The following is a 20,737-nucleotide window of genomic DNA, read 5'->3' on the forward strand; positions in this document are numbered from 1 at the left end:
CGGAAACACGATGCGTTGTTTCAAGGAGTTAAAGCGTCGGTGCTCTAGAGCATGATGCCGAAAAGTGTGAGCGGTTTTCGGACGACATCATGCTCTGACTGTATAATGTAGAACAGGATTCAGATTTTAGGCCGACCCGGCCTAAAATCATCCTGTTCTAGCGCCTCTCGAGCAAGCGGCAGATTTCCTCGAGCTGCTCTAGCGACTTATAGGAAATTTTGATCTGACCGCCGCTTGCCTTGTGATTGATCGCAACATCAAGGCCGAGCGCATCGGAAAGTGTCCGTTCCAGCGCCAGCGTGTCTGAATCTTTCTGATCTCGCCGCAAGGCCGCCTGCTGCGGCTCCGATTGGGCCTTGATATTGTTTTGCGCCAGCTTTTCCGCATCACGCACCGACATGCCCTTGGCAACGATCGTACGGGCAAGACTTGCCGGATCGGATGTCGAAACCAGTGCGCGCGCGTGGCCAGCCGATAGACTGCCGGCAGCAAGCAGATCGCGAACCGGATCAGGCAATTTCAACAGGCGCAACGAGTTGGCAACATGGCTGCGGCTTTTACCGATAATTTCGCCGAGGTCGTTCTGGGTGTAGCCGTATTCCGCGATCAGCTGCTCATAGCCCAAGGCCTCTTCGAGGGCATTGAGATCCGCGCGCTGCACGTTTTCAACAATGGCGATTTCCAACGCCGTCTTATCATCCACATCACGGATAATGACCGGAATCTCGATCAGCCCGGCAAGCTGCGCTGCGCGCCAGCGTCGTTCGCCGGCGATGATCTCATATCGATCCCGCGACATCGTCCGCACAACAATCGGCTGAACGATACCGTGTTGACGAATGGAGCTTGCGAGATCGTGCAGCTCCGAGTCATCGAAGAACCGACGGGGATTGCGGGGGTTGCGGCTGACGAACTCGATCGGGATCATTCTGTCGGCGCTGATAGTCCGCTCGGCTTCCACCGGGACAGGCTGATCCATTTCACCAATCAGCGCCGCAAGGCCGCGGCCCAATCGCCTCTTTGATACATCGTCATTCATGATCTACACTCACCTACACCCCTAAAATGACATCACGCGGCCAGTCTTTGCCGTTCTCGCTGGATGACCTCGGAGGCCAGCTGCAGATAGGCCTGACTGCCCGCGCACTTCAAGTCATAGAGAATAGCCGGCTTTCCGTAGGACGGAGCCTCGGAAACCCGGACGTTGCGCGGAATTAACGTGTGGTAAACCTTGTCCCCGAGATGCGTACGCACGTCATTGACAACCTGCTGGGCAAGATTGTTGCGCGCATCGAACATCGTCAAGACAATACCCTGAATATCCAGACGCGGGTTCACCGTCCGCCGAACCTGGCTGACGGTCTCAAGCAGCTGGCTCAACCCCTCCAGCGCAAAAAATTCACATTGCAGCGGCACCAAGACCGAATGCGCCGCCGCCATAGCATTCATCGTCAGCAGATTGAACGACGGCGGGCAATCCAGAAGAATATAAGAAAACGCCATGGCTTCGGGCGACGACAGCGCTTTCCGCAATTTAAACACCCGATCGCTCTGCTGCGAGATTTCCATCTCGATGCCAAGAAGATCCATCGTCGACGGGACGATAAACAGATTGGGAACCGCCGTTTCGAGAGTCACTTCGGGAATCCCGCGATCACCGACCATCAGATCGTAGGAGGAAAGCTTGCGATCACGACGATCGATACCGAGGCCTGTGCTGGCATTGCCCTGCGGGTCGAGATCGACGATCAGGACGCGCTCGCCGATAGCAGCAAGTGCCGTTGCCAGATTGATTGCTGTGGTCGTCTTGCCAACGCCACCTTTCTGATTTGCGATGGTGATAATCCGATGTCGTTCGCCAGCCATTGCCGCAATATCCGATCTGTTAAACCAAGCGCCGGAGATTTGATATTTCCAAAATGACAGATTCCTGCTCGACGGCGCTCTTATGTTCTAACAGATCGAATTCCCACCGACCACGTGCTTTGTCAATTTCCCTGAGGTAATCCCGGCCTTTGTGAAAGAAGCCACGACAATTTTCCTTACCAAGCATCCAGGGGGATGAATAACCGATGAGCCCATCAAGATCCGCAAGGGCGCGCGCTGAAATCGCACCACATTCACCAACCTCCGTATAAGCATCTTCGATTCGAATGCTATGGACGCTGCCGCGCGCATGTGTCTCCCGCAGCGCTGTCCGCAGAAACGCTGCCTTTTTATGGTTGCTTTCGACCAGATGGACCCATCCACCTTGCAGCTCGGCCAAAAAAATCGCCGTAATAATGCCGGGAAAGCCGCCCCCACTGCCGAGGTCAACCCAGGTAATCGGTTGAGGATGAATCTGAAAGACCTGGCTGCTATCAGCGATGTGCCGGTGCCACAGATCATCCAGTGTCGACGGCGCCACCAGATTGATTGCTTTTGCCCACTTCTGAAACAGCGCTGCAAAGTGTTGCAACCGTTCCTGTGTTTCACGTGAAACACGCAAACCGTTTAATTCCATTCTGAAAGACTCTCAAATCTTGTAATCAAGCGCTATGGCGCTCGGCAGAGGATAGTCGACGCAAGTGCACGAGCAGCAACGCGATTGCCGCCGGTGTCATCCCTTCAACGATTGCAGCCTGGGCGATATTGAAGGGGCGAGCAGCACTGAGTTTGACCTTCAGCTCGTTCGAGAGACCGGACAGTGCGTCATAGCTGAAATCAAGCGGTATCTGCCGCTCCTCGTCGCGTTGCTGATCGGCAATCGCCGAGGCTTGTCGATCGAGATAAACCGAATAGCCTGCCTCGATTTCCAGCGCCTCCGCAACTTTCCGTCCAATCATGTCGAGCTTCTCCGGCCAAACATGCCGGAGCGCGGCGAAATCATAATTCGGATAGGACAATAAATCATACGCGGTTCGGCGCTGCCCATCGAGATTGATATTCAAGCCCGCGCGACGCGCCTCATTCGGTGTAACCGCCAGCGACTGCAACAGCGCCCGACTGGTTTCGATCTCTGCTTGATAGGATGTGAATCGCTGTATGCGCGCGTCACTGACGCAGCCAAGCCGCATGGCCAGCGGCGTCAAGCGCATATCGGCGTTGTCAGCCCGCAAACTCAGCCGATACTCCGCACGCGATGTAAACATTCGATACGGCTCCGTAACGCCTCGCGACGTGAGATCGTCGATCATGACGCCAATATAAGAACTCGTCCGGCTAAAATGGAACGGATCCGAATCGCTGCTTCGCAATGCGGCATTCAGCCCCGCTGCCAGCCCCTGCGCGGCCGCCTCTTCATATCCGGTGGTGCCGTTGATCTGGCCTGCCAGAAACAAGCCTCTCAGCCGTTTGACCTCCAGCGATGGAGTCAGCTCTCTCGGATCGACATGATCATATTCGATCGCATAGCCCGGTTGCAGTATTCTTGCCGCTTCGAGGCCGGGAATGGTTTTGATGAAGTCGGCCTGCACCTCCGCCGGCAAGGAGGTCGAAATCCCGTTCGGATAGACCGTGTCATCGTCCAGTCCCTCGGGTTCGAGAAAGACCTGATGTCCATCCCGCTCTCCGAATTTCACCAGCTTGTCTTCGATTGACGGGCAATAACGAGGCCCGACGCCTTCGATCTGCCCAGAATACATTGCCGAGCGCATGATGTTGTCGACAATGATGCGGTGGGTCGCTTCGGTCGTCCTGGTGACCCCGCATTCGATTTGTGGCGTGGTAATCGTGTCTGTCATAAAGGAAAAGGGGACAAGCTCCTCGTCAGCCCCCTGTCGACCGATGGATTGCCAGTCGATCGTCTTTCCGTCCAGCCGGGCGGGTGTGCCGGTCTTCAGACGTCCCAGCCGCAGCCCAAGGCGGGCGAGAGTCGCAGACAATCCGATCGACGGCGCCTCACCGACACGCCCGGCCGGTGTCTTTTCCGACCCGATATGAATAAGACCGCGCAGAAACGTTCCAGTGGTCAAAACCACCGCCGGCGCTTTCAGGGCCTGACCATCCTTCATGATCACGCCGGCAACGCAACCATCGACAACGTCCAGATCAAACGCATCGGCCTCGATGATATCCAAGTTCGGCGTCGCTTCGATCGCCGCCAGCATCGCCAGGCGATAGAGCTTTCGATCAGCCTGCGTCCGCGGTCCTCGGACAGCCGCGCCTTTCTTCTTGTTGAGCATCCTGAATTGAATGCCTGCAACGTCGGCGACCCAACCCATAAGGCCGTCCATCGCATCGATCTCCCGAACAAGATGGCCCTTGCCCAGCCCGCCAATCGCCGGATTACAGGACATGACCCCGATCGTGTCCCGCCTATGCGTAATCAGAGCGGTTTTTGCCCCGAGGCGCGCAGCTGCGCTGGCAGCCTCCGACCCCGCATGGCCGCCACCGATCACAATCACGTCGAAGACATTATCCGTCAATTCAAGACTCCATATCCGGCAGGCGTTTGAGGTGAAACCGTGCAGGCCTTTGGCTCCAAAGGTTTCACGTGAATCATTTGCCAATACAAAACTCCGAGAAGATCACCCCGAGCAATTGTTCGACATCCACTCGTCCGGTAATTCTACCCAAATACTCCGCGGCAATTCGCAGCTGCTCGGTCCGCAGTTCAAGATTCACATCCGGCTGCGATGTGGCCGCATCAAGCGCCGCCAAACATTTCGTGAGCGAATCCTTATGCCGCTGCCGGCTGGGAATTGCCATAGACAGGCCGGCAAAACGTCTCTCAACGATATCGCCGATCAACCGCCGCAATTCCGGCAGACCGTCACCCGTCGCGGTCGAAATCTGCAGATCATACCGACCCGAAGCGATTTCGGTCAGATCCTTCTTTGTCCCGACAGTAACATGCAGAGAGGACTGCTCCAAGTCGTCGGGAATCAGAGGTTTCGTCATGTCGATGAGCAGCAGGACAAGATCGGCATCACGTAGTGCCACGCGCGCGCGCCGCACACCTTCCATTTCGACTTTGTCGTCCGCCTCGCGAAGACCCGCAGTGTCATAGAGCTTGATCAGGTAACCATCAATGTCGAGATCAACCTGCAGGACATCGCGGGTGGTTCCGGCAATCTCCGTCACGATTGCGACGTCTCGACGCGCCAAAGCGTTCAACAGGCTCGATTTTCCAGCGTTCGGAGCACCGGCGATGACCACCTTGAAGCCGTCTCGGATAATCTCGCCGGCCGAAGCTGCCGCCAGGTGATCCTCGATATCGCTGCGAAGCTTCGCCATATCGGCCCAGACCGCATCCGATACCGACCCTGGAACGTCATCCTCGTCGGGGAAATCAAGTTCCGCCTCGATCAGCGCGCGGGCGCGCGTCAATCGTTCCGCCCACGAATCGTAAATTGCGGAAAGCCCGCCTGCGCTATGTTCGACCGCAAGGCGTCTTTGCATTTCGGTCTCGGCGCCAATGAGATCGGCCAGCCCTTCCACCTCGACCAGATCAAGTTTGCCGTTCTCGAAAGCCCGGCGGGAGAACTCACCCTCGACCGCCATCCGCACGCCCGGAATATCGCCAAGGGCCTGAAACAGCGCCGCTAGCACGGCTCTGCTGCCGTGGATCTGCAGCTCGGCAACATCCTCGCCGGTAAACGAATTCGGAGCAGGAAAAAACAGCACCAGGCCGCTATCGATCGGCTTATTGTTACGAGTCCGAATCGTTCGGTAAGACGCATACCGGGCTGCCGGAACGGATCCGACGAGCTTCACCAATATGTCTCTGGTCAGCGGGCCGCTGATTCGAACGACAGAAACACCCGAAGGCAGGGCGCCGCTCGATAGTGCATATATGGTATCGTTCAACATGGCCATATCGCCTCGTTCATCGGTTGGAATCGAAATCGATTCCTCTCAAATAGAAAAGCTGGCGGCATCGCGAGATGCCTCCAGCTTTAAGGGGTGAATCCGGCTAAGGATTATGTGTTCATCGATTCGAAGAAGTCGGAATTGTTCTTCGTCTGCTTGAGCTTGTCGATCAGGAATTCGACCGCATCGGTCGTGCCCATCGGAGCAAGGATGCGGCGGAGCACGAAAATCTTCTGCAGATCCTGGCGCGGAACCAGAAGGTCCTCCTTGCGCGTACCGGACTTCAGGATGTCCATCGCCGGGAAGATGCGCTTATCGGCGACCTTGCGATCGAGGACGATTTCGGAGTTGCCCGTGCCCTTGAATTCTTCGAAGATCACTTCGTCCATGCGACTGCCGGTATCGATCAGCGCCGTCGCGATGATCGTCAAAGAGCCGCCTTCCTCGATGTTACGCGCCGCGCCGAAGAAGCGCTTCGGCCGCTGCAGAGCGTTGGCGTCCACACCGCCAGTCAGGACCTTGCCTGAGGAGGGAACGACCGTGTTATAGGCACGGCCCAAGCGGGTGATCGAATCGAGCAGGATGACAACGTCGCGTCCGTGTTCGACAAGGCGCTTGGCTTTCTCGATGACCATCTCAGCCACCTGCACGTGACGGACGGCTGGTTCGTCGAAGGTCGAGGAGATAACCTCGCCGCGAACCGAGCGCTGCATGTCGGTCACTTCTTCGGGGCGCTCATCGATCAGCAGGACGATCAGATAGCACTCCGGATGATTGGCTGTGATCGAATGCGCAATGTTCTGCAACAACACGGTTTTACCGGTACGCGGCGGCGCGACGATCAATCCACGCTGGCCCTTGCCGAGCGGCGCCACGAGGTCGATCACACGTGGCGACAGATCCTTGGTCGTCGGAATATCGAGTTCCATCTTGAAGCGCTCGTTCGGATAGAGCGGCGTCAAATTGTCGAAATGGACCTTGTGCCGGATCTGTTCGGGATCGTCGAAATTGATGGTGTTGACCTTGAGCAGCGCGAAATAGCGCTCGCCTTCCTTTGGTCCACGGATCGGGCCTTCGACGGTATCGCCGGTTTTCAGCGAGAAACGGCGGATCTGCGAGGGGGAGATATAAATATCATCCGGGCCCGGTAGGTAGTTTGCATTGGGCGACCGCAGGAAGCCGAAACCGTCCTGCAGTACTTCGACGACACCTTCGCCGATGATTTCGACATCCTGGCTGGCAAGCATCTTGAGGATCGCAAACATCAGTTCCTGCTTGCGCATCGTGCTTGCGTTCTCGACCTCGAGCGATTCGGCAAATGCCAGCAGATCCGTCGGGGATTTACTCTTAAGTTCCTGAAGCTTCATTTCAGCCATGAAGTGACCAATACTCTTTTTAATTTCAAAGGGGAAAGGCGATGTTGGGTCGTATTCGGTACCGCGAAAGGGCTCGCAGACGACTGAACTCTACACACATGCCACGTAGATGAGATGCGCGGAAAATAGCGACTCGCAATCGCTGCCGCAAGAGGGCTGCTTAAAATGAAGCAAATTTAACCTGAGGACGATCTTCCTCAGAACGGCTTCACCACGACGAGGATGACGATCAGGATCATCAGCACTGTCGGGGCCTCGTTCATGAACCGCCAATAACGCGCCGAGCGGCGGTTTTCATCCCGCTCAAACGCTCCGGCGGCGCGGCTGAAGAACATATGAACAGCGGTCAGCAATACGACGAGACCGATCTTGGCATGCAGCCAGCCGCCCTGGAATCCATAAACCGACCAGGCGAGATAGAGGCCGAAAATCCACGTCAACATCATCGCCGGCGTCATGATGATTCGAAGCAGCCGGCGCTCCATCACCTTGAAGGTTTCTGATTGCACCGAGCCGGGCTCCGCATCGGTGTGATAGATGAACAGCCGCGGCATATAGAACAGCCCGGCCATCCAGGAAATGACCGCGATGATATGCAGCGCCTTGATCCAGAGGTAGAGATTATCGGGATTCCAGGCGAAAAGTCCGACCGCCATCAGCGCGAAGAAGGCCAGCGCAAAATGAGCCCGACGCCGGGCGTAAGCGCCAGACCTTCGATCGGTCTGCTTTTCCATCGTCACGCCCCGCCTCGCACACGATCCACCAGCAGACGCACATGCTCGGGATCGGCCTGCGGTGTAATGCCGTGACCGAGATTGAAGATCAGCGGACCATTGCCGAGATGCTGCAGAATATCGTCGATGCCTTCCTCCAGCGCCCGGCCGCCGGCAACGACGCGCATCGGATCGAGGTTGCCTTGAACCGGTCCGTCTTTCTGAAGTTCGGCTGCAAAGGCCAGCGGAACCGACCAGTCGAGGCCGATTGCATCTGCGCCCGTCTTCTGGCGATAGGTTTTCAGCTGGTAGCCGGCGCCCTTGGCAAAAGCGATGATGCGAGCATGTGGCCGTTGTGATTTGACCGAAGCGATCATCCGCGCAACCGGCCTGATCGCGAATGCTTCAAACTCCTTCTCGCCGAGAACACCTGCCCAGGAATCAAAGATCTGCACGGCATCGGCGCCGGCATCGATCTGTGCGACGAGATAATCGGCCGATACGTCGGCAAGCAGCATCAGCAGATGCTCGAAAGCGCGGGGATGCTTGTAGGCGAAGAGACGGGCAGGGGCCTGATCTGGCGTGCCGTGACCGGCGATCATGTAGGTCGCTACCGTCCATGGCGCGCCGCAGAAGCCGAGCAGCGTCGTCTCCACTGGCAGTTCTTCACGTAGCCGCCGCACCGTCTCCAGAACCGGCCTGAGATAGTCGACAACCTCTTCGCCGTTCAAACTGCCGATACCCGCTTCATCGATCGGATCCATCTCCGGGCCACGACCCTCGGTGAACCGTACATTCCGCTTCATTGCATCCGGAATGACCAGGATGTCGGAAAACAGAATGGCCGCATCGAAGCCATAGCGACGGATAGGCTGCAATGTCACTTCGACGGCGTGCTCAGGCGTGTAGCAGAGATCAAGAAAACTCCCTGCCTTTGCCCGCGTCTCCCGATATTCCGGGAGATAACGTCCTGCCTGTCTCATCAGCCAGAGAGGAGGAGGGGAGAGGCTCTCGCCACTCAAAACCCTCATGATCTTTCGGCGCATATCGCTCAAGCGCTTCTTCCCTATAATAAAACAAAGATATTTTAAAAGGTTTCTATTTCTTAGAGTCGGTGACTATCAAGGATTAAAATCCATCCACTGCCGATGCCATTTGTCGCGCGCCGGCAAAACAACATCGGAAGAATTTGTCCATCTCGCCCGAATTTCGGGTAGAAGCCGAATCTGAAAGTGATTCCAGATCCTTCCGGATCGGCCCCTTTTCTCATAGCTGTGGATAGGCTGTGGACGAGCTTTAAGGAAATAGATCTCTTCCCCATCTTCCACAGGGCCAATCGAAACCGATCCGCAGAATCCGAAATGTGGATAAGGAGGCATGTTTTCCCTTGCCCGAGACTGCCTCGTGGCCGTAGCTCTGTTTCATCCAGTGTTTTCAACAGGCAGCGGAAAATAGCGTGGAGAACAGAACGAACTTCTTTCATCTGCATCTGATTTCTGACTCAACGGGAGAGACTCTGATCTCCGCCGGGCGCGCCGCGTCGGCGCAGTTCAGATCGGCGCAGCCGATCGAACATGTCTATCCGCTGATCCGCAATCGCAAGCAGCTGCTGCCGGTACTCCAAGCGATCGATGACGCACCCGGCATCGTGCTCTACACCATCGTCGACCGGGAGCTTGCAAGCCTCATCGATGAGCGCTGCATCGAGATGGGAGTCGCCTCGGTGAATGTGCTGGAGCCGGTGATGAATGCCTTCCAGATCTATCTCGGCGCCCCGTCTCGCCGTCGTGTCGGGGCCCAGCATGTGATGAATGCCGGCTACTTTGCGCGCATTGAAGCGCTTAATTTCACGATGGATCACGACGACGGCCAAATGCCCGACGATTACAACGATGCCGATGTCGTGATCATCGGCATCAGCCGTACGTCGAAAACACCGACCAGCATCTATCTTGCCAACCGAGGCATCAAGACGGCGAACATTCCGATCGTTTATGGCGTGCCATTGCCCGAGAGCCTCTTCGTGGCGAGCAAACCGCTGATCGTCTGCCTGATCGCCACCACCGACCGTATTTCCCAGGTGCGGGAAAATCGTGTGCTCGGGGTGACGCAGGGCTTCGATCGCGAACACTACACCGATCGCGCTGCGATTTCGGAGGAGCTGAAATATGCCCGCTCGCTTTGCGCCCGTCATAACTGGCCGTTGATCGACGTCACCCGCCGCTCAATCGAGGAAACAGCCGCGGCAATCGTTGCCCTGCGGCCGAAGCTGCGCTAAGCGCTGACGAAAAGCCGGCACGCCGAGGAACCCATGACGCCGAAACTCATCCTTGCATCGTCGAGCCCCTTTCGCCGGATGCTGATGGAAAATGCCGGTCTGTCCTTCGAGGCGCATGCCGCAAGGATCGATGAACGGGCCGTCGAAGCGCCGCTGGAAAAAGCCGGCGCTAAGCCTGATGCCGTGGCCCTCGTGCTGGCCAGGGCCAAGGCCGAAGAAGTCAGCAGCCGTTTTCCGGATAGCCTGGTCATCGGTTCGGATCAAACAATGTCGCTCGGTGACAGCGTCTTCCACAAGCCGAAAGACATGGCCGACGCGGCTAGCCATCTTCAAGCTCTTTCCGGCGTAACCCACCGATTGAACAGCGCCGTAGCGATCGTAAGCCACGGCGTGGTCTTGTGGGAACATCTTGCGCATGCGGAATTGACGATGCGGCCGCTGACGGTGGAGTTCATCGCCAGACATCTGGCGCGGGTTGGCGAAAGCGCGCTTTCCAGCGTCGGCGCCTATCAATTGGAGGGGGAGGGCATCCAGCTCTTCGAAAAGATCGAGGGTGATTATTTCACCATTCTCGGCCTGCCGATGCTGCCGCTCTTAAAAAAATTGCGAGAACTCGGAGCGATCGATGGGTGATTCACGTGAAACATTGGGGCCGAGGGCCTTTGTCGCCGGCTTTCCCATCAAGCATTCGCGCTCGCCATTGATCCACGGATATTGGTTGAAGACGCTCGGCCTGCCGGGCAGCTACCGCGCTCATGAAGTGGCACCCGAGGCCTTTGCTGATTTCATTCACTCGTTGAAGGATGGTAGTTCCGGTTTTACCGGAGGCAATGTCACCATTCCTCACAAGGAACTGGCGTTCCGGCTCGCCGACAAGCCGGACGCGCTATCGTCCGAACTCGGCGCCTCGAACACACTCTGGCGGGAGGATGGCGCCCTGCATGCGACGAATACCGACGGTCAGGGCTTCATCGCCAATCTCGACGAACGCCATCCGGGCTGGGACCGGCATTCCACGGCCGTCGTCTTTGGCGCCGGCGGCGCCAGCCGGGCGATTATCCAGGCGGTCCGTGATCGCGGTTTCAAGGAAATCCACGTCGTCAACCGCACCGTCGAACGCGCGCATGAGCTCGCGGATCGTTTTGGCCCGCGTGTCCAGGCCCATCCGGCCGGGGCGCTTGCCGAAGTCATGAAAGGGGCCGGCCTCTTCATCAATACCACCTCGCTCGGCATGGACGGCGAGCCGGCGCCGCAACTCGACTTCTCGCCTCTTGCAGCCGATGCCGTTGTCACCGATATCGTCTATGTGCCCTTGAAGACGCCGATCCTGACGCAGGCCGAAGAGCAAGGATTTCCCATCGTCGATGGTCTCGGCATGCTCTTGCACCAGGCCGTGCCCGGATTCGAGAAATGGTTCGGCCAGCGTCCCATCGTCGACGCGGCGCTGCGCGCGCTCATCATCGCGGATATGGAAGCACACTGATGCTGAAGATCGGCCTCACCGGCTCCATCGGAATGGGAAAATCGACAGCGGCAAAGCTCTTCGCCGACGCCGGAATCCCGGTGAATGATTCGGATGCCGTAGTCCACGATCTCTATGCCGGCGAGGCTGCGCCCCTGGTGAATGCCGCTTTCCCCGGCACGATGAAGGATGGAGCAGTCGACCGGCGTGAACTCGGCCGCCAGCTCGCTCTTGATCCTGACGGCTTCAAACGCCTGGAAGCGATCGTCCATCCGCTGGTTCGCAAACGCGAGACGGAATTTCTGAAGCGGCAACGTGCCGCCGGCGCCGACATGGTATTGCTCGATATTCCATTACTTTTCGAAACCGGCGCCGAGGCAAGAGTGGATGTCATCGTCGTCGTCAGCACTGATCCACAGATTCAGCGCCAAAGGGTGCTTGCGCGCGAAGGCATGACCGAGGAAAAATTCGACATGATTCTTTCACGCCAGACACCGGACACGGAAAAACGGCGGCGGGCCGATTATCTGATCGACACCAGTCACAGTATCGCGACGACGAGGGAACGGGTGTTCGAGATCGTCGCCGACCTGAAAACGCGGATTGCCAAGGGAGATTTCCGGAATGCGTGAGATCATCTTCGATACGGAAACAACCGGCCTCGACAACCGCGCCGACCGCATCATCGAAATCGGCGGCATCGAGCTCTTCAATCATTTCCCCACGGGCAACACGATTCATATCTTCATCAATCCTGGAGATCAGAAGGTTCATCCGGATGCGCTCGCCGTGCACGGCATTACCGATGAATTCCTGAAGGACAAGCAGCCTTTCGCGGACGTTGCCGAAGAAATCCTCGCCTTCTTCGGCGATGCGAAGTGGATTGCCCATAACGCCACCTTCGATATGGGCTTCATCAACGCCGAATTCGCGCGGATCGGTTTGCCGCCAATCCTGCCGGAACGGGTGCTCGACACGCTGTCGATGGCGCGGCGCAAACACCCGATGGGGCCGAATTCGCTCGATGCGCTTTGCCGGCGCTACGGCATCGATAATTCGCACCGCACCAAACACGGCGCGCTGCTCGACTCCGAACTGCTTGCCGAAGTCTATATCGAGATGATCGGCGGCCGGCAGGCGGCCTTTGGCCTGAGCATATCAGGAACATCGGGCCAGGCTCGCCACGGCGAAACGGCAATGGAAGACGACGTGGTGATTGCTTCAGTGCTCGAGCGGCCGCGGCCGCTCGCCCCGCGCCTCAGCCAAATCGAGGAGCAGGCGCATGAGGCGCTCGTCGCCAAGCTCGGCGAAAAAAGCGTCTGGGCGAAATACGCCAACCTCGATTAAACCGTCCTCAATTGAAAATGCCCGGGACCAGCCCGGGCATCCGCGTCTCAGACAAGAAAGAGCCGGTCAGTTCGGAACGGCCTGAACCTTGGCGCGGGCCTGTTCTTCGGCAACGCGCTGAGCGAACATTTGCGTGAAGTCGATTGGGTCGATCATCAGCGGCGGGAAACCACCATTGCGGGTGACGTCGGCGATGATCTGACGAGCGAAGGGGAAGAGCATGCGCGGGCACTCGATGAAGAGAACCGGCAGCATGTGTTCCTGCGGGAAACCGGCAACGCGGAAAACGCCGCCATAGGTGAGTTCGGCATGGAAAACCGTCTTGTCGCCGTCCTTGGCTTCGGCATTCAGCGACAGCACGACATCGAAATCCGTATCGGAAAGCGGGTTGGCGTTGACGTTCACATTAATGTTGATCGTCGGCGCCTTGTCGCGGGCCTGCAGCGAACGCGGCGCACCGGGATTTTCGAAGGACAGATCCTTGGTATATTGCGCAAGGATCGAAAGGGTGGGGTTGGCCGCACCGTTGCTGTTGTTATCGTCTGCCATTGGCTTTTCCTCGAGGGGCATGGGAATGGTGCCGCCATCTAACATTTCAGGGAAGGGCTTACAACCCTGGGCGCTTGGCTCGGTTGATCAGCCGCAGTGCCTCAATCGCTAAGATGCTTGCCGGACCACGGCGAGTTGCGATCCGGCTCCCTATGATAGTCCTCCTCGTCGAGATCGACCACCTTCGAGTTCGGCTTGCGGTCGCGGAAATCGGATTGCGGACCGGAGGAAGAGCCGCCCTTGGCATTGACGACGACGAAGCGTTTGGCGATCGCCCGCCAGACGAGATCGCGCACCGGCGGAATGAGAATGAGGATCGCGATGATATCCGTGAGGAAGCCGGGAATGATCAGGAGCAGCGAGGCGATAACGTTCATCGCCGGCCGCAGCAGGTCGCGGCCCGGCATCATCCCATTTCGTCCTTCGCTCGACATGCGGCGCAAAATACCGATGCCCTGCCGGCGCAGCAGAACCACGCCGAGAACGAAACCCAGCATGACGAGAACAAGCGTCAGCCACAATCCGATAGCCTGGCCGACGACGACGAAACCGGCAATTTCGGCGAACGGCAGCAGCAGAATGAAGGCCGGCAGGATCGAAAAACGCATGTCCGTCATGTCCCGGGCTCGCCGGTCTCCTCTTGGCGCCGGCGAAGATGCCAGCCATCATTTGAATCATCTGTATAGGCAGACTATATGGGAGTACAAATCAGAGATGTTAACGGCGGCTGCGATACGATATGAGTTCGAACGACTTCATCACATTATTTTTCCTGGTAGCGGCTGTGCTGATTTTCTTTCAGCTCCGCTCCGTGCTCGGGCGCCGTACAGGAAATGAGAAGCCGCCGCGCGATCTCTATACACCGCGGGATGCTGCTCCGGCCGAAGCCGCCGATGCCGGCAAGGTCGTGACGCTGCCGCGGCGCGATGCGACGACGGAGGATGAAGATCGCTTCGCCGCCATCGATGCTTTCGCGGCGCCCGGAACGCCGCTCAACGAATCGCTGCGTGCGCTGAACAAGGCCGACCCCGCCTTCAGCCCGAAGGAGTTTCTGAACGGCGCCCGCATGGCTTACGAGATGATCGTCATCGCCTATGCCGATGGCGACCGGAAAACGCTGAAGAACTTGCTGTCGCGCGAAGTCTATGACGGCTTCGATGCGGCGATCGGCGAGCGCGAAGCTCGGGGCGAGAAGGTGAAGTCCACTTTCGTCGGCATCGATAAGGCCGAAATCACCCATGCGGAGACGAAGGGCAGCGAAGCGCAGATCACCGTGCGCATCGCCAGCCAGCTGATATCGGCCACCTACGACAAGGCGGATGTGCTGATCGAAGGCGAAGCCGAAAACGTCGCCGAGGTCAACGACGTCTGGACCTTTGCTCGCGACACCCGCTCGCGCGATCCGAACTGGAAACTCGTGGCGACCGAATCGGAACATGAGTGACCACGCATCGGACTTCGTCCTGCAGGCCATAAGCTTCGACACTCTGGAAGGCTGGAAGGATGATGATCCCTCCGGCCTTTTTGAAGTCATGCGAAGCTGCCGGCGGCAGATCACCGATGTCAAACCGTACCGCACCGGATCGCTGGGCCTGAGCTCGGAAGACCTCCTTCCGCTTCTCGCCGCCGCCGAAGAATTCACGCCGTCATCTCCGGAATCGGCGCGCGCCTTTTTCGAGACGCACTGCCGGCCCTTTCTGATTCGCCGCAAGGACGGCAATTCCGGTTTCGTCACCGCCTTCTACGAACCTGATATCGACGTGTCGGATCGGCCGGACGAAATTTTCCGTTTTCCTTTCTACCGGCGTCCGGACGATCTGATCGATCTCGACGACGCCAATCGGCCCGCCGGGCTCGACAAGGCCTATGCTTTCGGGCGTCTGCATGGGGGACACGTCACTGCCTATCCGGACCGCCGCGCCATCGATCAGGGATTTCTCGAGGGCCGCGGCCTCGAAATCGCCTGGGCGAAGTCGAAGGTCGATGTCTTCTTCGTGCATGTGCAAGGTGCTGCCCGCCTACGCTATGAGGATGGTCGTATCGGCCGCATCACCTATGCGGCGAAGGCCGGCCATGCTTTCTCGGCGATCGGCAAGCTGCTGATCGAGCGCGGCGAGATCGATCGGGCCGAGATTTCGATGCAGGCGATCCGGGCCTGGCTGGCGCGCAATCCCGAGCGCGTCGATGAAGTGTTATGGCATAACCGCTCTTATATTTTTTTCCGTGATGCACCGGTTGCCGATCCGCAGGCAGGTCCGATCGCGGCCGCCAAGGTGCCGCTTCTCGCTGGGCGCGCGCTTGCGGTCGACCGGATGATCCATACCTTCGGCTTTCCCTTTTTCATTCGCGCCGACAGCCTCACCCATCTCGACCAGGGCCGGTCGTTCCGCAGGCTGATGCTGGCGCTCGATACCGGTTCGGCGATCGTCGGGCCGGCGCGGGGTGATATCTTTACCGGTTCGGGGGATATCGCCGGGGAAAGTGCCGGCACCGTCCGCAACGAGGCCGATTTCGTCATCCTCATTCCCAATGCCGCCGCTGGACGATTCGACTGATGGCCAGGGATCGCAAGCTCAGCGCGGATGAGAGGATCCTCTGGGGCAAGGTCGCCCGCAGCACGCGGCCGATGCCCGGCAAGGCGGGGGCGTTGACCGAACTCGATGCCTTTCTTGCCGAAGCCGAAGCGGCGGCCGAACGGGAACAGGAAAAGCAGACGCCCGCGACACCTACGCCGCTGCAGCCGACAGCACCGTCAATGGCAAAGCCATCGGCCGGGGTGCATCATCCGCTGGAAAAGCCGGTCAAGCGGAAGATCGCCAAGGGTCGGCTGGCGCTCGAAGCGCGGATCGACCTGCACGGGCTGGTGCAGAGCGAGGCCCATGCCATCCTTCTCGATTTTCTGATCCGCGCCCACGAGCGCGGCATGCGCCATGTGCTTGTGATCACGGGCAAGGGCAGCTCGATGGGCAGCGACGGCGCGCTTAAGCGGGCAGTGCCTCTCTGGTTCTCGAAGCCGGAATTTCGCTACCTGATCTCCTCCTATGAGTCGGCCGCACAGCATCATGGCGGTGAGGGCGCGCTCTACATTCGCCTGTCGCGACGGCATGGGGAAAGGCCATGACACCCTTCGGAGAGGCGGTTCGCAGGTTGCGGGCGCGCAAGGGCGTCTCGCAGAAGGAGATGGCGGAAGCGCTGAATGTCTCTCCTGCCTATCTTTCGGCGCTCGAACATGGAAAGCGTGGTTTGCCGACATTCGATCTGCTGCAGCGCATCGCCGGTTACTTCAACATCATCTGGGATGAGGCCGAGGAACTGTTCCTGCTCGCCCGCTCCTCGGACCCGCGCGTCGTGATCGACACCTCCGGCCTGCCGCCGGAATATACCGAATTTGCCAACCGGCTGGCTCGGCGGATTCGCAACCTTGACAGTGCAGAGATAGGCCGGTTATCGGCTCTTCTCGAAAAAGGCGGCAAAGGCGACGGAAAAGCGTCATAATCCCCTGTTTTATGCCTTGTTTTAGGGGCTTGCCATTGGGAAGTGGGTTCAAAAAACCTATATACGAGAGTGAAGAAAGCCGGTGATTCGCAAGGCGCGGCGCAGCTTTACGACAACAGGGAAAATCTCGACAGAATGAGCGATACATCCGCGACGGAAAACGGCGTAAGCACCGAATATGGCGCAGATTCCATCAAGGTTCTGAAGGGCCTCGATGCCGTGCGCAAACGCCCCGGCATGTATATCGGCGATACAGACGACGGCTCCGGCCTTCATCATATGGTTTATGAAGTCGTCGACAACGCGATCGACGAAGCGCTTGCCGGCCATGCCGACGTCGTCACCGTCACTCTCAATCCGGATGGTTCGGTGACCGTCACCGACAACGGTCGTGGCATCCCGACGGACATTCACACCGGTGAAGGCGTGTCGGCGGCCGAAGTCATCATGACGCAGCTTCATGCCGGCGGTAAGTTCGACCAGAATTCCTACAAGGTTTCCGGCGGCCTGCATGGCGTCGGCGTCTCCGTCGTCAACGCCCTGTCCGTCTGGTTGAAGCTGAAGATCCGCCGTCACGACAAGATTCACGAAATGAGCTTCACCCATGGTGTGGCCGATGCTCCGCTGAAGGTTACGGGCGACGCGCCGAATGAGACCGGCACGGAAGTAACTTTCATGCCGAGCACCGACACCTTCACCATGACAGAGTTCGACTACGGCACGCTGGAGCATCGCCTTCGCGAACTTGCCTTCCTGAATTCAGGCGTTCGCATCCTGCTGACCGATAAGCGCCATTCCGATATCAAGCAGGAAGAACTGCGTTATGACGGCGGTCTCGAGGCTTTCGTCGCCTATCTGGACCGCGCCAAGAAGTCGCTTGTCGACAAGCCTGTCGCCATCCGCGGCGAAAAGGACGGCATCACCGTCGAGGTCGCGATGTGGTGGAACGACAGCTATCATGAGAACGTGCTCTGCTTCACCAACAACATTCCCCAGCGCGATGGCGGCACGCATATGGCCGGCTTCCGGGCGGCGCTGACGCGCCAGGTCGTTTCCTATGCCGACAGTTCCGGCATCACCAAAAGGGAAAAGGTAACGCTGCAGGGCGAAGATTGCCGCGAAGGCCTGACGGCGGTTCTGTCGGTCAAGGTGCCGGATCCGAAATTCTCCTCGCAGACCAAGGATAAGCTGGTTTCCTCGGAAGTCCGTCCTGTTGTCGAAAGTCTCGTCAACGAGGCGCTCAACACCTGGTTCGAAGAACATCCGAGCGAAGCCAAAATCCTCGTCGGCAAGGTCGTCGAGGCAGCCGCCGCACGCGAAGCCGCCCGCAAGGCCCGCGAGTTGACACGCCGCAAGGGCGCACTCGATATCGCTTCGCTGCCGGGCAAGCTCGCCGACTGCTCCGAGCGTGATCCGACAAAATCCGAAGTCTTCCTCGTCGAGGGCGATTCTGCCGGCGGCTCGGCCAAGCAGGGCCGCTCGCGCGAGAACCAGGCGATCCTGCCGCTGCGCGGCAAGATCCTGAACGTCGAACGCGCCCGTTTCGACAAGATGCTGTCGAGCCAGGAAATCGGCACATTGATCACTGCGCTCGGTACCGGCATCGGCAAAGACGAGTTCAATGTCGAAAAGCTGCGCTACCACAAGATCATCATCATGACCGACGCTGACGTCGACGGCGCCCATATTCGCACCCTGCTGCTGACCTTTTTCTTCCGCCAGATGCCGCAACTGATCGAGCGCGGTCATCTCTATATCGCCCAGCCGCCGCTCTATAAGGTCTCGCGCGGCAAGTCGGTGCAGTATCTGAAGGATGAGAAGGCGCTCGAAGAATATCTCATCAGCCAGGGCCTGGAAGATGCTTCGCTGAGGCTTGGTAGCGGCGAAGTTCGCGCCGGCCAGGATCTGCGCGAGGTCATCCTCGATGCTCTGCGTATGCGCACGCTGCTCGACAATCTCCATTCGCGCTACAATCGTTCCGCCGTCGAACAAGCGGCGATTGCTGGCGCCCTCAACGCCGAGCTCGCCAGCGACCCGGGGAGAGCGCTGGCGCTGGCAAACGAAGTGGCTGGACGCCTCGACATCATCGCCGAGGAAACCGAGCGCGGCTGGCGGGGCGATCTGACAAGTGATGGCGGCCTGCGCCTCGAGCGCATGGTCCGCGGTGTCAGGGAACTCGTCGTGCTCGACATGGCGCTGATCGGTTCCTCGGATGCCCGTCACATCGACCAGCTGACGGCACGCCTCAAGGAAATCTATCAGACGCCGCCGTCGCTGCATCGCCGCGAAGGCGACGTCGAAATCTCTGGCCCGCGCGCCTTGCTGGATGCGATCTTCGCAAGCGGCCGCAAGGGCCTCACCATGCAGCGCTACAAGGGTCTTGGCGAGATGAATGCCGAGCAGCTCTGGGAAACGACGCTTGATCCGAATGTTCGCTCGCTGCTGCAGGTCAGGGTCAACGACGCCACCGACGCCGATGGTCTCTTCGCCCGCCTGATGGGTGACGAAGTCGAGCCGCGGCGCGAATTCATCCAGGAGAATGCGCTGAGCGTTGCAAACCTCGATATCTAGTTGATATTGCAGAAATAAATGGCCCCGCTATCTTTAGGATGGCGGGGCTTTCGTTTGCCCGATATCTGCCTTGGCTTCGCTCAATTCGCGACGAAGCGCCCGTTGAAGGCGACCTCGGAGAGCGGCTTGCGCTGGCTGGGGAATTCGCGCGCCTGATTGCGTTCGGAAAGAACGCTCTTGTCGGCCAGGCGGCCGACGGCGACGCCTGCTTCGACCCGGTATCCCTCGGGAATGGCGAAAGCCTGCCTGATCTCCTCATGCTTGATGCCGCCCATGCCATGGGCATAAAAACCGGAGAGGCGCGCCTGCAGCGCCAAGTATCCCCAGGCCGCACCCGCATCGAAGGAATGGGTGTAGCTCGGCTTTTCCTCAGCCGAGCCGGCAGCCCCAGTGAAGGCGCGCGACACGACGAAGATCAGCGCTGATGCATGCCTGGCCCACTCCTGGTTGGAATCGTTGAGCAAGGCGACGAATTTCTCCCAATGCTCCGATCCCTTGAGGCCATAGATGAAGCGCCAGGGCTGCTGGTTGGAAGAGGACGGCGCCCAATGGGCGGCGTCGAGCAGACTGAGCAGCTGCTTTTCCTCAATGATTTCGCCGGTGAAGGCGCGCGGCGACCAGCGGTCGAGAAAGATCGAATCGATGGGATAGTCCGATTCGCGGCTATTGCTCTTCGTCATGCTTGTTCCATGGCTTGGGGAAGAATTTGGATCGGGTCGGCTTAGTTCGTCCAGACGATGTCGAGTTCTTCGCGGAAGGCGAAGCGCTTCAGATGATCGTCGATGACGTGCTGCATCCTTTCCTGTTGCGAGGGATCGGCGACGGAAAGTGTCATGGTCAGCGCCGCATCGTCGGCCGCAAATGTCACCTCGGCCGTATCGCTGAACGGCACCCGGCCCTTCTGAGGATCGAATTCGACGCTGAATTTATGGCTCCAGTGTTTGCAGAGCTGCTGCAGGTAGCGGCTCGCATGTTCGGTCTGCACGACGGCTTTCGAGAGATGCATTTCAAGCTCCACGTCATCTTGTAAAGCAGAGACATATTTCCTGCTTCACCGGCTTGGCAAGCGCAGCATCGTCGCAGTTTGGGTGTACAGACTGTCTTCATAAAAGCGGCCTCACGCCGGCGTCGAAGCGGGGTAATGAACCAGTTC

At 58.6% G+C, this 20,737-nt stretch carries 22 protein-coding genes; 10 read left to right on the plus strand and 12 right to left on the minus strand.

Annotation, left to right across the window (positions count from 1 at the left end; translation table 11 throughout):
- Positions 1 to 157 precede the first annotated feature (157 nt).
- The 8 genes from RlegSU303_RS22590 to hemE all read right to left on the minus strand — a co-directional run bounded on the left by RlegSU303_RS22590 (position 158) and on the right by hemE (position 8,937).
- Entirely contained in the window at positions 158 to 1,039 is an 882-nt protein-coding gene (locus RlegSU303_RS22590; RefSeq protein ID WP_017962618.1) for a ParB/RepB/Spo0J family partition protein, read from the minus strand.
- 32 nt (positions 1,040 to 1,071) lie between these two features.
- The gene (locus tag RlegSU303_RS22595) at positions 1,072 to 1,866 is read right to left on the minus strand and encodes a ParA family protein (protein WP_011654065.1); all 795 of its coding nucleotides are present in this window, start codon (positions 1,864 to 1,866) and stop codon (positions 1,072 to 1,074) included.
- A gap of 19 nt (positions 1,867 to 1,885) precedes the next feature.
- A complete protein-coding gene (gene rsmG / locus RlegSU303_RS22600; protein WP_131719608.1) occupies positions 1,886 to 2,503 on the minus strand; it encodes a 16S rRNA (guanine(527)-N(7))-methyltransferase RsmG in 618 nt (205 codons plus the stop codon).
- A 25-nt stretch (positions 2,504 to 2,528) separates the two neighbouring features.
- On the minus strand, positions 2,529 to 4,406 hold the full coding sequence (gene mnmG / locus RlegSU303_RS22605) for a tRNA uridine-5-carboxymethylaminomethyl(34) synthesis enzyme MnmG (protein WP_231283833.1): 1,878 nt from the start codon (positions 4,404 to 4,406) through the stop codon (positions 2,529 to 2,531).
- A 73-nt stretch (positions 4,407 to 4,479) separates the two neighbouring features.
- Positions 4,480 to 5,799 carry a tRNA uridine-5-carboxymethylaminomethyl(34) synthesis GTPase MnmE gene (gene mnmE, locus RlegSU303_RS22610; RefSeq protein WP_231283331.1) on the minus strand — a complete coding sequence of 440 codons (1,320 nt, stop codon included), beginning with the start codon at positions 5,797 to 5,799 and terminating at the stop codon, positions 4,480 to 4,482.
- A 104-nt stretch (positions 5,800 to 5,903) separates the two neighbouring features.
- A complete protein-coding gene (gene rho / locus RlegSU303_RS22615) occupies positions 5,904 to 7,169 on the minus strand; it encodes a transcription termination factor Rho (protein ID WP_012759538.1) in 1,266 nt (421 codons plus the stop codon).
- Between the two features lie 197 nt (positions 7,170 to 7,366).
- On the minus strand, positions 7,367 to 7,903 hold the full coding sequence (hemJ, locus tag RlegSU303_RS22620; RefSeq protein WP_043294616.1) for a protoporphyrinogen oxidase HemJ: 537 nt from the start codon (positions 7,901 to 7,903) through the stop codon (positions 7,367 to 7,369).
- A gap of 2 nt (positions 7,904 to 7,905) precedes the next feature.
- Entirely contained in the window at positions 7,906 to 8,937 is a 1,032-nt protein-coding gene (gene hemE / locus RlegSU303_RS22625; RefSeq protein WP_131708582.1) for a uroporphyrinogen decarboxylase, read from the minus strand.
- A gap of 401 nt (positions 8,938 to 9,338) precedes the next feature.
- On the opposite strand from hemE, the gene RlegSU303_RS22630 reads away from it, so the two are divergent.
- The 5 genes from RlegSU303_RS22630 to dnaQ are packed head-to-tail and all read left to right on the plus strand — an operon-like array spanning position 9,339 to position 12,969.
- On the plus strand, positions 9,339 to 10,160 hold the full coding sequence (locus tag RlegSU303_RS22630) for a pyruvate, water dikinase regulatory protein (protein ID WP_011649834.1): 822 nt from the start codon (positions 9,339 to 9,341) through the stop codon (positions 10,158 to 10,160).
- 33 nt (positions 10,161 to 10,193) lie between these two features.
- Positions 10,194 to 10,793 carry a Maf-like protein gene (locus RlegSU303_RS22635; protein WP_131620085.1) on the plus strand — a complete coding sequence of 200 codons (600 nt, stop codon included), beginning with the start codon at positions 10,194 to 10,196 and terminating at the stop codon, positions 10,791 to 10,793.
- Positions 10,786 to 11,643 carry a shikimate dehydrogenase gene (locus tag RlegSU303_RS22640; RefSeq protein ID WP_231283332.1) on the plus strand — a complete coding sequence of 286 codons (858 nt, stop codon included), beginning with the start codon at positions 10,786 to 10,788 and terminating at the stop codon, positions 11,641 to 11,643. The genes RlegSU303_RS22635 and RlegSU303_RS22640 overlap by 8 nt, the downstream gene beginning before the upstream one ends.
- Positions 11,643 to 12,254, plus strand: coding sequence for a dephospho-CoA kinase (gene coaE / locus RlegSU303_RS22645; RefSeq protein WP_029874609.1), 612 nt, complete (start codon positions 11,643 to 11,645; stop codon positions 12,252 to 12,254). Before RlegSU303_RS22640 ends, coaE begins: the two co-directional genes overlap by 1 nt.
- A complete protein-coding gene (gene dnaQ / locus RlegSU303_RS22650; RefSeq protein ID WP_131628214.1) occupies positions 12,247 to 12,969 on the plus strand; it encodes a DNA polymerase III subunit epsilon in 723 nt (240 codons plus the stop codon). The genes coaE and dnaQ overlap by 8 nt, the downstream gene beginning before the upstream one ends.
- A gap of 66 nt (positions 12,970 to 13,035) precedes the next feature.
- Here the strand turns inward: dnaQ and secB are convergent, their stop codons facing one another.
- Both secB and RlegSU303_RS22660 read right to left on the minus strand, forming a co-directional pair.
- The gene (gene secB, locus RlegSU303_RS22655; RefSeq protein ID WP_003544086.1) at positions 13,036 to 13,518 is read right to left on the minus strand and encodes a protein-export chaperone SecB; all 483 of its coding nucleotides are present in this window, start codon (positions 13,516 to 13,518) and stop codon (positions 13,036 to 13,038) included.
- A gap of 101 nt (positions 13,519 to 13,619) precedes the next feature.
- On the minus strand, positions 13,620 to 14,126 hold the full coding sequence (locus RlegSU303_RS22660) for an FxsA family protein (protein WP_065282599.1): 507 nt from the start codon (positions 14,124 to 14,126) through the stop codon (positions 13,620 to 13,622).
- Positions 14,127 to 14,257: 131 nt separating this feature from the next.
- Here RlegSU303_RS22660 and RlegSU303_RS22665 point away from each other — a divergent pair, with 131 nt between their 5' ends.
- From RlegSU303_RS22665 to gyrB, 5 genes are all read left to right on the plus strand, one after another.
- A complete protein-coding gene (locus RlegSU303_RS22665) occupies positions 14,258 to 14,962 on the plus strand; it encodes a Tim44/TimA family putative adaptor protein (RefSeq protein ID WP_231283333.1) in 705 nt (234 codons plus the stop codon).
- Complete coding sequence (mltA, locus tag RlegSU303_RS22670) at positions 14,955 to 16,073, plus strand: murein transglycosylase A (RefSeq protein WP_222373494.1); 1,119 nt, start codon at positions 14,955 to 14,957, stop codon at positions 16,071 to 16,073. The genes RlegSU303_RS22665 and mltA overlap by 8 nt, the downstream gene beginning before the upstream one ends.
- Positions 16,073 to 16,639, plus strand: coding sequence for a Smr/MutS family protein (locus RlegSU303_RS22675; protein ID WP_017962631.1), 567 nt, complete (start codon positions 16,073 to 16,075; stop codon positions 16,637 to 16,639). The genes mltA and RlegSU303_RS22675 overlap by 1 nt, the downstream gene beginning before the upstream one ends.
- Positions 16,636 to 17,013: a helix-turn-helix domain-containing protein gene (locus RlegSU303_RS22680; RefSeq protein WP_017962632.1), complete on the plus strand. Its 378-nt coding sequence runs from the start codon at positions 16,636 to 16,638 to the stop codon at positions 17,011 to 17,013. The genes RlegSU303_RS22675 and RlegSU303_RS22680 overlap by 4 nt, the downstream gene beginning before the upstream one ends.
- Positions 17,014 to 17,148: 135 nt before the next feature.
- Positions 17,149 to 19,584 carry a DNA topoisomerase (ATP-hydrolyzing) subunit B gene (gene gyrB, locus RlegSU303_RS22685; RefSeq protein ID WP_065282600.1) on the plus strand — a complete coding sequence of 812 codons (2,436 nt, stop codon included), beginning with the start codon at positions 17,149 to 17,151 and terminating at the stop codon, positions 19,582 to 19,584.
- Positions 19,585 to 19,664: 80 nt separating this feature from the next.
- Here gyrB and RlegSU303_RS22690 read toward each other — a convergent pair whose 3' ends face one another.
- Positions 19,665 to 20,264, minus strand: coding sequence for a nitroreductase family protein (locus RlegSU303_RS22690; protein WP_131719620.1), 600 nt, complete (start codon positions 20,262 to 20,264; stop codon positions 19,665 to 19,667).
- 41 nt (positions 20,265 to 20,305) lie between these two features.
- Positions 20,306 to 20,590, minus strand: coding sequence for a DUF2218 domain-containing protein (locus tag RlegSU303_RS22695; protein WP_131719621.1), 285 nt, complete (start codon positions 20,588 to 20,590; stop codon positions 20,306 to 20,308).
- Positions 20,591 to 20,737 lie beyond the last annotated feature (147 nt).

This window comes from Rhizobium sp. SU303 (assembly GCF_021052345.1).
GTDB lineage: Bacteria > Pseudomonadota > Alphaproteobacteria > Rhizobiales > Rhizobiaceae > Rhizobium > Rhizobium laguerreae.